Raw genomic sequence first — 12200 nt, forward strand, 5'->3', positions numbered from 1 at the left:
AAGTTGTTTAGATTTTTATACAAAAGCAGGACGGAGGTCCTGTCTTTTAATTTATGACTAATGTTTCACAACAATTGGTCGATAAATATTTATGGATTTAATTTATATAGTCAGCGATGACCCAATTCGAGGAAATCTTATCTATAACTTCTTAAGCGGAAGAGTGAAGTGTGCTTTGCTAAAGCCACATGATTACTTTTCTACGGCGCTGAAGGAAAACCCTTTGGTCTTTTTGTTTGTTTCAAATTCATTCGAATTTTTGAAAGCACAAACGACAGTGATCAGAGAAAATCCTCAATTCTATAATCACGGCATAATCTCGGTGATGAGTAATCCCTCAATGTCAGAACAAAAAGAACTTTTTGAATTGGGTAGCGATATGGTTCTTACTCAATACACAGAAATGGAAAGAATCTACTTAGAGTGTTATGCCCTCAATAGAAGAATCAATGGCTTCCAAAATTCAAGCGTGGTTCAATTCGGTCCCTATGTTATTGATTTTTTAAAACACGAGATTCAACATAACGGAAAATTTATTGAACTCGAACCTATCCACACAAGATTGATTAAGCTTTTCTTTGAACATCCAGATCAATTGGTTTCAAGAAAACACATGCAAGATGTAGTTTGGAAAGGACAAGAGATCTCACCAAGATCCATCGATGCTCAGATTTCTAAATTCAAAAAGAAATTTCCAGAGCTTGGTGAGATGATCGACAGCGTGTACGGACAAGGGTATGTTCTCCGTACAGCAGATAATAAGAAAAAAGTATCTTAATTTTTAGCAAAGTAATCGTCGATATTTATACAAACCGGATGCGGAAAGTCCAATCTACCGTCACCGTTTTTATCTTCAAGTGTTACATCTCGTAAATCCACCAAAGTTGCGCGTTTATCATGACCTATGCTCTTACCTAAGCCATAAACAACGTCCAAACGCAAATCAACTGTTTTACTGTTACTGTTTTTGGAAGATTGGTTTGCATAGCTCTTAGAATAATTGATATTTTCAAAACAAATTTTTTCGATGGCTCTTTTAAAATCATACTCAACTATAATACCAGTATTTGATTTAAAGCCAGGCAATGCACCATGTATTGTAGAATTATAATTTGCTTTTTTAACTTCCGTATTCTTTGGGCTAAATCCTTCCAAGAATAGTGTTTTTCTTTTTTTCGTAAACAAAATAACCCTATGAAATGAGATCGGAGAAAATTGATTGGTATAGGTTGAAGACAAAATGCTACCATCTTCTAAGTAAACTGAAACATCCATATTTGGGACAGCAGCTTCATTAATTATAATGCCATTTTGTTTTACTGTAGATTTCAAATCGAAGTATGCTTCCATTGAAGCTCTTGCACTAAACATTCTCTGCAGACTATAATCAAATTGGCCTTGAGTATAAAATTTTTCCAAACTTTCAATAATTGACGATATTTGAGTTCTTGGTGTTAAAGGCAAGGCGCGGATAGCGATCTCATGTATAATTATATAGCGCATAACACTGATCGCATTATCTTGTTTTAATAAACGAGAAATCACAGGTGAAGAAAAAATAACTTCTCCATTATTATTTTGAATAGCCATTTGAACTATTTCTTTATCAGTCTGCTGATCTTTATATCTATGATCAGCAATCAGAGGTAGATCCACTGCACATAAACTCCACTTAATAGAAGTGGCACTCTGATTAAAAGCTATCTCTGCTAATTTATAATCTTTATCTTGCTTCAATAAATCTAAAAATTGTAATGCTGAACGATAAGATTCAACGAACCATTTCGGACCATTTTCTGAATCTATTTTTTTAATTGAGTCACTAGGACATACATCTACAAGATTTACATTCAATCCTTTTGAGGGATTAGAATATACATCAATACCCTTCACAGGCTCCTTATATAAATCCAACGGAATCAAACTCCCACTAGAGTCCACTATTAAGTGGCCCCCGCCGCCCTGATCACTGCCTGAATAGATCGGTTTGCCTACGGTATTATTATTACCCGCATAACATGCTATGCCCATCAGAAAAACTATATTCATAATTAGAAAATTCATAAATCTCCTTCTCATGGCAAAAATGCCAATGAATTTTTATTAATTTTTTGTATCTTGTATTTTACTCAGAGGAAAAAGTTGTACGCATAACTTATAGACTTCTTTTCTGTTTCCAGATTCCATTGTTTTACAAAACTTTCTTCTAAAATCCTTAATCAATTTCTTTGCCTCTTCCATACGACCGGGATCAAAGCACATCGTAATAGCCGTAAAATCTCTCTCTTCAAACTTCGTACTTTCTAACTTATCCAATGCCAGATCCAAATTTTGTCTGTTCGCTTTCTTTAATGCAGCTGTGGCCACTGGTGAAATCGCGGCCACTTGTTCATTAGTTAAAGAGATTCTTTTACTTTTTGGGTCTACCTTGATTAAGTCTAAAGCTTGAAGCTTATTTAAAGAGTCCTTAACTGCCTTTAAAGAGATTCCCAATCTTTTAGATATCCAATCGGGACGAGATTGAAAACTTTTTGTTTCAATTAAACTGATAATGGCAAAGTGATGCCAATCAGAAATAACATCAAAGGTTGTCATCTCAAGAGATTTATATAAGTCAGGTTTGTTCGAGTTATTGCTTCCAAACACTTCACTAATCTGCTCTGATGTCACACTGAGACCATTCATGATCTTCAGAGCCATCTTACTTGTAATGCTTCTCTTGCCACCCAAAATTTCAGAAATAGCTGACTGCGGAATACCGACCTTTCTAGAAAAGGCTCTCATCGAATAACTTGAGTTGCGAGTTTTAGAATTCATAAACTCGGTCATCAGTATTTCTTTTAGCTTTTGCTCACCTAAAAACATATTTCTCTCCAATTTGGAGAGGTTATAAGTGAGATTTTAAAATTTAGAAATTTAAATTAGATCAAACTGATCTAAAATATAGATCGTGAAAATATGACATGACTTGATGTTTAAATAACTGATTATGAATTTTTTGATTTCAATATTAACTTCTTGGGCATTTCCAAGTGATCTTCATTTCCATTCCTGACGTCAACACAGGGTTGAAGTCGATATGGCTTTGACCATTTGCAGATAAGATTTGTGGATTTGTGAACTGCGGTGGAAATGGAGCTCCCTGAACCGCTTCTAGCTTAATTTCTGTTGGTACACAGTTGAATGTAAATCTGCTGATGCTTGTGTCTTGAATGTCAGTGCTGATAGCGCTCAAAATTGAAGTGTAATCACTAGAGTTTTTATTTCCAACGATACCACCAGAATCAACGCTTGATTTCAAATAGTGACAACCTACGTATTCTTGACCTGTTGTATTCCCAATTTGTGCATTCACACATGATGCAAAATTGAAATTTGCATAATCAAATCCACCTGGTAACCCAACGATAGAGTGAACTCTTGTTCTTTTGTTCAAAGCTCTCAACGCATTCAAAAGATCTTCTGGACGATCGTTACCCGCCTCGATTGGCATTCCGGCGAATCCGCCACCATTAGATCTTTCATCTTCATCCGAGATAATTACCACATGAAGTTGAGCATCTGCTCTAATAAAGCCATTTGAATTTGCTTTAATATTTCTAACTGCTGAGTAAATACCTCTCTCATCACCAGATACGATGGAAGGACAAGCCGATTGATTTTGAGAACAAGTATAAGATTCCGGTCTATACATTGTATTCTGAAAAAGTGCAGCCGCGTTTGGTGTATTCTTAGTAATATAGTAGATTTTATTTGCGCCATCAGTTGCGTACGTGAATACACCATTGCTATTCGTTGCTAAGAATGGAACCATTTTTCCGTCTCTGTAGTCTTGTGATCCACTTTTATTATCTGTAGTCACGATGGCAATTCTATAGTCTAAACCAGAAATTGAATTTAAAAAGCCTTGTAAGCGTTGAGAGATTTTAGCTTGCTCATCCAGCATTGTTCTGGAGTTATCATCTACGAATAAAATGTCTACTTTAGTGTTTGGATGAGAAACTTTTAAAAACTTTGTTAAAGTCTCACCGCTAGGCTCTGTAATACAACTGTCAGCTGCCGCACAATCTGAGCTTGGAGCATTACTGAACTTCACATCGGAGCATGAAACCGCTACCGATAATGACATAAAAACTGTTATTAGCATTTTTAAGTTCACGTTCCATCTCCATATTTAGGCGCATCTCGGGCGCTGGTTATCTACCCTTTCTATTCCAATATTTATGCCATGACGAAGATCTTCCAACCTATTGAATTCACTCAATTTTGGCCTTGGCCATAAAGCAGTTTGGAGCCACAATAAAGTGTTATTATTCTGTACAGCAATTTATTCATGGCAAAATACCTATCAAAATCAATAGTTTGGAATTTTTTTACGAATTCTTTAGACAATAACAATTTTCGTCCCTACCCTCATAGGTGAAAACATCAAGACAGATATGGGTGGAAGGTCTATGGCTAAAATATTCGGAATGACTGTACTTTTCTTCGGTTTACTGGCCGTAGTTACGACGTATAAGGACCTCTCGCCCTTCTGGTTCGACTCCACTCAAAGCCAACAGATAGAAACTCTTTGGAAGCAGGATATGGAGCTTCTAGTGCGTTCTAAATCCCTTCCGAAGGAGTGGATTGAAGTTTCAGAAATCAAATATTTCCCTCTCACAGAAACCACAAAAGACCTTCTCGCAAAGATCCGTCCTCCACTCGGTACGCACGATACCGGAAAATACCGAATGGAAGTGACCGTGGATGATTGGCTAGATAACGAAAATGGAAAATCAGATTACGGTCTTATGATTCAGTATCAACTTTTTGATATTGCCTCTCAAAATCTTATTTGGGAATTGGGTAGAACGCTAATTATGACTGATTCTAAAGTTAAAGAAAGAGCCATCAAAGATAAAACCGAAGTAAGAGAAGCCAAAGAAGCGACTACCGCTCCAGTTGGGCAAATTCCTTCGCGTGGTAAGACAAAATAACATCCGCACCCGCACGACGAATCGAAGTGAGAATCTCGGTCATCACTTTGTTTCCATCAATCCAACCTTTTTGCGCAGCCGCTTTTACCATCGCATATTCACCGCTCACATTGTAAGCCGCAATCGGAAGATCAAAGTTTTGTTTCAAATCAGAAATCACATCCAGATAAGATAGCGCAGGCTTTACCATTAAAAAGTCCGCACCCTCTTCCATATCTAGTCTTGCCTCTCTAAAAGCTTCGCGCTTGTTGGCATAATCCATCTGGTAAGTTTTTTTATCTCCAAACTTTGGCGCAGAATTCAAAGCATCTCTGAAAGGACCATAAAATCCCGAAGCATATTTTGCGGTGTAGGCCATAATAGAAACATTTTGAAATCCATTTTCATCCAGTGCTTGGCGAATGTAACCCACTCTTCCATCCATCATATCACTAGGAGCAATAATATCAGCTCCGCTTGCCGCTTGGGCCAACGCCATTTTCGCTAAAATCTCTAGAGTTTCATCGTTTAAAATTTGTCCGCCTCGCACCAAACCATCGTGACCATCAGTACTGTAAGGATCCATCGCTACATCCGTAATGATGCAAGCCTCGGGGAATTTTTGCTTGATGAGTTTTATAGTTTTTAAATAGGTCGACTGAGGATTAAAACTCTCTGTAGCCTTTTGATCTTTTAAATTTTCTTCCACACAAGGAAACAAAGCAAAGGAATTGAGACTTACTTCCAAGCAACTTTCAATTTCTTTCAAAAGTAATTCTGGTGAAAATCTAAAGATTCCCGGCATCGAATTGATTTCAACTTTATCATTTCCGTCTTTTAAAAATAACGGATAAATCAAATTTTTTGTCGAAAGATGAGTCTCACTCACCATGTCTCTGATCACGGCGGATTTTCTATTTCTGCGGGGTCTTTCAATCATCGCTCACTCACTCTCGTGTGCATCATAAATTCTTGTCTGGTTTTTTCGTCTTCTCGAAACTCACCACGTAAATCACATGTCAACGTTGTCGAGTTCACGTCTTCTACGCCTCTTGAGATTACGCAGTAGTGTTTGGCATCGATCATCACAGCAACATTTGGTGTGTCCAAAACATAACTCAAACAATCTGCGATTTGCTTGGTAAGCCTCTCTTGAACTTGCGGTCTTTGTGAAAAGTACTTGGCTACGCGGTTGATTTTCGAAAGGCCAATCACTCTTTTGTTTGGGATATAAGCAATATTCGCTTTTCCTTGAATGGTCACAAAGTGATGTTCACAAAAAGAAACAACATTCACATCTTTGATCACGATCATTTGATCGTATTGCATTTCATTTTCGATCACTGAGATTCTAGGAAAGTTTTCTTCTTTCAGTCCCGCAAAGATTTCGTTCACGTACATTTTGGCTACACGATGTGGACTTTTTTGAAGACTGTCGTTGGATAAATCCATACCCAAAGTTTCCATGATGGCTTGAAAGTGTCCGGTGATCTTTTCGATCTTGTCTGCATCCGACATCTTGGTGTCATGATATGGCGTGGGTCTTGTGTTTGCTAATATGTCTTTAGCGTCAAATTTGATTTCTTTTTCAATGGTTTTACTCATGAGTTTAATTACCTTTTTTCGAATACTTTTTCAGCTGAAATATATAGAGCGATGTGATATCAAATATGTCATGCAAACGTCAAAAGCAACTCTTAGCCAAATAAATTTACGTATCGGCCCCTACGAGCTCAAAGCTGTCCCCACGGGAGAGTTTGGTTTGGATGGCGGAGCAATGTTTGGAACGGTACCAAAAGTTCTGTGGTCTAAGACCAATCCTCCTGATGAAGCCAATAGAATTCCCATGGAGGCCCGGGCGCTTTTACTGAAGAGCAAAGATAGAAATATTTTGATCGATACCGGAAATGGTTCTGATTTTACAGAGAAGTATGGCGATAAAATGGGATCAAAATTTGCTGAGATGTACGCTGTCGATCCCAGCAAGGCTTCGTTATTGAAATCCCTCAAGCAGCATGGGTTAAGCCCAGAAGACATCACCGATGTGATTTTAACCCACCTCCATTTTGACCACGCAGGAGGGGCGACTTGCGCTAAAGACGGAAAAATTGTTCCGACTTTTCCTAAGGCAAAATATTATGTCCAAAAGAAGAATTTAGAAATAGCGAGAAATCCAAATATCCGCGAAAAAGCAAGTTATCTAAAACCCAACTTCGAACCCTTAGTGAAAGCTGGAGTTTTGAATTTGCTAGATGGTGATGTAGAAAATCTTTTTCCAAACGTGAGCGTGCTGGTGAGCAATGGCCACACCGAAGCTCAACAGATCGTAAAAGTTGCGGATGCCAATACCGGTATCCTCTATGCCGCTGATGTAATCCCGACAAGCACCCATATCCGATCTGCCTGGATTATGGGCTACGATCTTGACCCTTTAACCATTATCAAGGAAAAACGGGCTTTTTTAAAGGAAGCCGTCCAAAACAGCTGGTTCATTTACTTTGAACACGATCCCTACTGCGATTTATCCAGCGTTGAGGCCGAAAAAGATGACTTTAAAGCCAAAGAACGATTTCACTTATCTTGACAACCCCGGCCACTAAACATTAAAACATACTTTCCTTTTACGGATATTTTATCCTACGGTCCTGTAGCTCAGTTGGATAGAGCAACTGCCTTCTAAGCAGTAGGTCGCACGTTCGAGTCGTGCCGGGATCGCCATTTTTTGCGCCTGGGGTTAATCGTTGGTCACAGCACCGGCTTCCATATTGTCAGATACGATGATTCAGCATGTACTAAAGAGTGCTGATAAATTTCAAATTTTTAGAAAAATAATTCTATTTGGATCCCAAGCAAAAGGAACTGCTCACAAAAAATCTGATTATGATTTCGCTTTTGAACTGCTGAGTACAGATTCAGAGTCGCTATTAATGTGGGGACAACTCACCTCTATTCTAAATGAAAAAAAACCTAAGCTAAATAGCTTAGATTTAATTAGAATGGATCAAATATCTGATGAATTTAAAAATAATATTTTAAAAGACGGAATTGTTTTGTACAGTAGTTCCAATGACTAAATTACAACAATCCTTTAAAAACTTAGAAAGATCTTTCCAAAGCTTAAAAAGAGCAGTTGCCACACCTCCGATAGAGGAAAGAGATTACGCGGGCATTATTCAAAGTTTTGAATTTGTTTATGAGCTCACATGGCAAACTCTCAAAATATTACTTGAATCCAACGGAATCAAATCACCGTTTCCGAGAATTACTTTTGAGGAAGCCTTCAAAAGAGATTTGATAGAAGGAAATGAGGTTTGGAAACTCATTATGGATGCTCGGAACAAAACATCCCACACCTATGACCAAAAATTAGCAGTTTCTTTATGTAAGGAAATTACTGAAAACTATATAACCATTTTCGAAAAAACAATTGAGAAAGTAAAATCTCAATGCAGTTAAATTAATATACTAAATTCTATTTTTTCTTAGGTGGTATAGTATTGGCCCAATAGTTTTTAGGGAGATCACAATCATCTTTAAAGTAAGCTTTACATTTTTCTCCAACTTGCAAACGTATAAAAACCGAATTCGTCCATTTTACAAGTACAGGCGCAAGAGCTTTTTTTAAATCTTTACTTCTAAATTGTTCAGGTGGTGGCTCCTTACTTTCATCTGGACTAATGCCAACTATACGAACTGTTTTTGCGCCCTTCAATATCTGCTGATATTCTTTTTCTTCTTCTTTGCATAATGAACGATTCAACGGCCGTCGATAAAAAAAGTGGTAAACCTCTTTACCATCAAAAGCATCAATACTCATATAGTAGTTTTCAGATTTTGGATTACCCTTTGAACAATCAATTTTTAATTGATTCACAGAAGTTTCAACATCAATGAAATTCTCTGTTCGATTATGTACTTTTATGCTTGGATTTGTAGACGATCCATGACTTATTGTGCTTAATATCAATGTCAGTACAAAGACTGCGCATATGATCATTTTTTTTGTGCGCGCTGATCTTTGAGCCTCTTGTGGTACCCTCTCAATTTGGTCATAATCTCGTCGGATTTCTTGTCTTTGCCTAAAGCTTGTAAGATTCCCTTGTATTCTGCGGCACCCTCTTCCCATGTAATCTCCCTTTTGAGTCGATGTTCTGCTAAGTATTTTTTGTGATGGAGCCAGCGAATTCCGCCCCCTATATTGATGACGGGCTCTCTACTTTCCTCTATAGTCATTTCAATCAAGTGATTTCGCAATTCACCTTTTGGATCCTGAAGGATTTTTCGAGTATTTTCTGTTATTTGAATTAACCCTCGCGCTGAGCCATCTTTACTCTTCACATCTGGCGGCACTCGAAAGCTAGATTCGGTTGCGATAAGCGCTTTTACAAAATCTGGCGTGAGAGGGTTTTTAGGTTTCAACGTTTCATTCCAAAACTTTGTCCAACCTCCAATAAGTTCATCATATGCATTACCATTGGGAAAACTAAGCGAATCAGGAACAGGCATAGTATAAGAGTCTTGAATTAATTTATCGAAATGCTGTTTAGCTATTTCTCTAAGTTCATCTGCTGTATAAAATTCTGAACGACCGGAATTTATACGGCAATGACCGTGACGGGTGGTTGTTCTTTTAGGACCTTTATCACTTGGTGGGATAGTTAGTGGATGCGTACGGACCCAATGCTGTCCAATTGGGCACATTCTCCATGGATGACTTTTTGGGAAATTAGGTTCTTTAGAATTTTCTTCTTTTTTTCCTTCCGATTTGTCAGGCTTGGGTGAAAAAATCTTTTTCAAAGTCTCTTTGATAAATTGATTAAAGATTGTTCTACCGACTTTTTTCAAGTCATCAGAAAACGACATATACTATATTTCCTATTAAGTTCATTTTCTCTCGCTTCTTCAAACTATTCTTATTTAAATTTTATTAAATTTCAATATATTGAAAATAATTATGTCTATAGCTTATAAGAAACTTCCCACATAGAATATTTCATTATTGAAATGAACCCGAGCCTTGGAGAACGTAAAATATCTTTGATTTGATAGGTATCAAGCTTCCCAAGCTATTGATTTCTCCCAATTACACAGAATATAGCGCGTTAAATATAAACTTGATTGGAAAAGGATATCTTTTCTGAGATTGTTTTCAGGTTATTGAGTTTAAAAACCAAAGGGGGAAATTATGAAACACTTACTAGTACTGGCTCTAATCGCAGTATCAATTCTAAATGTAGCTAATGCAGGACCTGGTGATCTTGTAAATACTTATGAAGCAAATTATTTTAATCCAACAAAACCAGTTTCAGATATATCACCAGAAGCTTGGGCAAAAACGGGGAAAATCGTTTGGCACATGGAAGCTATTCCTGGGGACAGCGAAAACGTTGCTGTTTACCTCAGCGCAAAAACTGAAGGAAATGAAAATCCTGAGAAAGTTATCGTTTCTAAAGAAAGCGTTTATCGTTATTCATCAAAATCTACAGATGGTAAATACGTTTCTATCAACAGCGCTCCTAGCATGGACTGCTCTCAACTTCGTCCAGAGTATTTCTCTGACAAAGGCGTTGTTCAGGCGTTATTCCAAACTCCATATGGAGACGTGGCTTGGGTGAGCTCTACCGTTTGGACTCATCAAGATGCAGAATTATTTCACGTGAATGCTCTTAGCCCAGATGAAAATTGGGGCTGCAATTAAGTTTTAGATAAATTCGAATGATTTAAAAAAATGCCAATCATAATGATTGGCATTTTTTTTAATGAAACGAACAACAAAGCCTTAAAAAACAAAATCACTTTAACTATTATTCCTAAGTCCGCATTCCACAAGGTTGCTCTTATATTCTTAAGTCCTGATCTTGTGTCATTTTCTAAACACGGTGCCTAAAAGTCCGACAAGTATCTAACTCAAACTCTTAAGGTGGAGAGGGATATGAATCGTCGTGACTTTCTAAAATTATCTTCTGTTTCAGCAACTGTACTGGCCGTTGATCTTGCCTTACCCGAACATGCCTTTGCAAAAGATACCTACGATGTTCAGAAAAATGGATTCAGCATACTTCAAGGTTTAACGACTCAAACAACGACTCAGCTCACCGTGGACGTGCCAAAACAGATGAACGTTCATTACGAACTCATCCACACAAGTACGGGCAAATCCTATTCCCCACACTATCTCAAGCAAGCAACAAGAGATTCTTCAGATTGGAGAGTGGATAAACTCGCATACATCAACTTACCGTATCTGGGTGAGTTTATCTTTAGAGTTTTAGATGATAAGAAAAAAATATTAGACGAAAGAAATTTGGGCTTACTCGATATCGAAAAAAGAGACGCGCGTTTTGCAATGATGTCTTGCATGATGGACAGCAATAAAAATAAAGACGTTATTTGGCCAAGAGTAGAACAAGCAGACTGTGATCTTTTATTCTTTATCGGTGATCACGTCTACGGTGATATTTTAGCCACCTTCAACGGACCCGAACTCTTGTGGAGACGCTACATTGAAACTCGCCAAAAATTACCTTATTACCATTGGAAAAATTTAAAGCCCGCACTTGTGACATGGGATGATCATGATTACGGAGCAAACAACACCAACGGTAATTACAAACATAAAAATGATTCTCTGGATACTTTCAGAGCCTTCACCGCTCAAGATGATATTGTGAGTTCCTTTGAAAATGGCCCTGGAGTATCTAGTTTCTTCAGAGCCTTTGGACAAAAATTTTTACTCCTCGACAATCGCTATTTCAAGGGGCTTATGCACAATGGAATGAAGGGATTCTTAGGACAAGATCAAATGGACTGGGCATTCTCAAGATTAGTCACAGGCACTGAGCCCAATTGGATCATGGAGGGAAGTCAATTCTTTCAAGGCCAAAGAAAAGGAAACGAATGCTATATCCTAGATGCTCCTCAAGAATGTGAATTATTTAGAAAGAAAATTTCACAACTCAACTCACCTTCCGTATTTGCCGCGGGCGATGTGCACTTTACTGAGGTCAATAAATTGCCTAAAGATTACTTTGGTTACAACACAGTAGAGATTACAAGTAGTAGCCTTCATTCTATGGCAAAGAGCTCGCTGCCAAAAAATCCAACTCGTTTGTATGGAGAAGGAGCTGAGAATTTTGTGGTGATTGATTTGGTCCCAACTCAATACGAATTATCTTTTGCATATCAAGACGTGACCGCAAAAAAAGTGAGCTTTAAAGGATCTTTCGGAATTTAAAGATTTTT

15 protein-coding genes and 1 tRNA gene are annotated in these 12200 nt (G+C 37.7%); 9 read left to right on the forward strand and 7 right to left on the reverse strand.

Going from position 1 to position 12200, the window contains the following annotated elements; genetic code table 11:
• Nucleotides 1-91: 91 nt before the first annotated feature.
• Nucleotides 92-778 carry a winged helix-turn-helix domain-containing protein gene (locus V4596_06945; protein ID MES2768868.1) on the forward strand — a complete coding sequence of 229 codons (687 nt, stop codon included), beginning with the start codon at nucleotides 92-94 and terminating at the stop codon, nucleotides 776-778.
• On the opposite strand, the gene V4596_06950 is transcribed toward V4596_06945, so the two are convergent.
• The 3 genes from V4596_06950 to V4596_06960 form a co-directional block, all read right to left on the reverse strand.
• Nucleotides 775-2049 carry a hypothetical protein gene (locus V4596_06950; GenBank protein MES2768869.1) on the reverse strand — a complete coding sequence of 425 codons (1275 nt, stop codon included), beginning with the start codon at nucleotides 2047-2049 and terminating at the stop codon, nucleotides 775-777. The genes V4596_06945 and V4596_06950 overlap by 4 nt on opposite strands.
• 54 nt (nucleotides 2050-2103) lie before the next feature.
• Complete coding sequence (locus V4596_06955; GenBank protein ID MES2768870.1) at nucleotides 2104-2865, reverse strand: TIGR02147 family protein; 762 nt, start codon at nucleotides 2863-2865, stop codon at nucleotides 2104-2106.
• Between the two features lie 145 nt (nucleotides 2866-3010).
• Nucleotides 3011-4159 carry a hypothetical protein gene (locus V4596_06960; GenBank protein ID MES2768871.1) on the reverse strand — a complete coding sequence of 383 codons (1149 nt, stop codon included), beginning with the start codon at nucleotides 4157-4159 and terminating at the stop codon, nucleotides 3011-3013.
• A gap of 295 nt (nucleotides 4160-4454) precedes the next feature.
• Between V4596_06960 and V4596_06965 the strand changes: the two genes are divergently transcribed.
• Complete coding sequence (locus tag V4596_06965) at nucleotides 4455-4979, forward strand: hypothetical protein (protein MES2768872.1); 525 nt, start codon at nucleotides 4455-4457, stop codon at nucleotides 4977-4979.
• Here the strand turns inward: V4596_06965 and hemB are convergent.
• Together hemB and folE are read right to left on the reverse strand one after the other, a co-directional pair.
• Nucleotides 4933-5898, reverse strand: coding sequence for a porphobilinogen synthase (gene hemB / locus V4596_06970; GenBank protein ID MES2768873.1), 966 nt, complete (start codon nucleotides 5896-5898; stop codon nucleotides 4933-4935). The genes V4596_06965 and hemB overlap by 47 nt on opposite strands.
• Nucleotides 5895-6563, reverse strand: coding sequence for a GTP cyclohydrolase I FolE (gene folE, locus V4596_06975; protein ID MES2768874.1), 669 nt, complete (start codon nucleotides 6561-6563; stop codon nucleotides 5895-5897). Before folE ends, hemB begins: the two co-directional genes overlap by 4 nt.
• 70 nt (nucleotides 6564-6633) lie before the next feature.
• Here folE and V4596_06980 point away from each other — a divergent pair, with 70 nt between their 5' ends.
• The 4 genes from V4596_06980 (at nucleotide 6634) to V4596_06995 (ending at nucleotide 8414) form a co-directional block, all read left to right on the forward strand.
• A complete protein-coding gene (locus tag V4596_06980) occupies nucleotides 6634-7542 on the forward strand; it encodes an MBL fold metallo-hydrolase (protein MES2768875.1) in 909 nt (302 codons plus the stop codon).
• 57 nt (nucleotides 7543-7599) lie between these two features.
• Nucleotides 7600-7676 (forward strand) — tRNA-Arg (locus tag V4596_06985).
• 59 nt (nucleotides 7677-7735) lie between these two features.
• Nucleotides 7736-8032 carry a nucleotidyltransferase domain-containing protein gene (locus V4596_06990; GenBank protein MES2768876.1) on the forward strand — a complete coding sequence of 99 codons (297 nt, stop codon included), beginning with the start codon at nucleotides 7736-7738 and terminating at the stop codon, nucleotides 8030-8032.
• Nucleotides 8025-8414, forward strand: coding sequence for an HI0074 family nucleotidyltransferase substrate-binding subunit (locus V4596_06995; protein MES2768877.1), 390 nt, complete (start codon nucleotides 8025-8027; stop codon nucleotides 8412-8414). The genes V4596_06990 and V4596_06995 overlap by 8 nt, the downstream gene beginning before the upstream one ends.
• A 16-nt stretch (nucleotides 8415-8430) precedes the next feature.
• Here the strand turns inward: V4596_06995 and V4596_07000 are convergent, their stop codons facing one another.
• Together V4596_07000 and V4596_07005 are read right to left on the reverse strand one after the other, a co-directional pair.
• Nucleotides 8431-8832 (reverse strand): hypothetical protein, encoded by a 402-nt coding sequence (locus V4596_07000; protein ID MES2768878.1) that lies wholly within the window; start codon nucleotides 8830-8832, stop codon nucleotides 8431-8433.
• A gap of 119 nt (nucleotides 8833-8951) precedes the next feature.
• Nucleotides 8952-9821, reverse strand: coding sequence for a transglycosylase SLT domain-containing protein (locus tag V4596_07005; GenBank protein ID MES2768879.1), 870 nt, complete (start codon nucleotides 9819-9821; stop codon nucleotides 8952-8954).
• A gap of 322 nt (nucleotides 9822-10143) precedes the next feature.
• Here V4596_07005 and V4596_07010 point away from each other — a divergent pair, with 322 nt between their 5' ends.
• Genes V4596_07010 through V4596_07020 form a run of 3 tightly spaced genes read left to right on the forward strand, consistent with a single transcriptional unit; the run spans nucleotide 10144 to nucleotide 12192 of the window.
• A complete protein-coding gene (locus tag V4596_07010; GenBank protein ID MES2768880.1) occupies nucleotides 10144-10656 on the forward strand; it encodes a hypothetical protein in 513 nt (170 codons plus the stop codon).
• Between the two features lie 42 nt (nucleotides 10657-10698).
• Nucleotides 10699-10845: a hypothetical protein gene (locus V4596_07015; protein ID MES2768881.1), complete on the forward strand. Its 147-nt coding sequence runs from the start codon at nucleotides 10699-10701 to the stop codon at nucleotides 10843-10845.
• Nucleotides 10846-10890: 45 nt separating this feature from the next.
• Nucleotides 10891-12192 carry a hypothetical protein gene (locus V4596_07020; GenBank protein ID MES2768882.1) on the forward strand — a complete coding sequence of 434 codons (1302 nt, stop codon included), beginning with the start codon at nucleotides 10891-10893 and terminating at the stop codon, nucleotides 12190-12192.
• The last annotated feature ends 8 nt before the right edge of the window (nucleotides 12193-12200 follow it).

The organism is Bdellovibrionota bacterium (genome assembly GCA_040386775.1).
GTDB lineage: Bacteria > Bdellovibrionota > Bdellovibrionia > Bdellovibrionales > JAEYZS01 > JAEYZS01.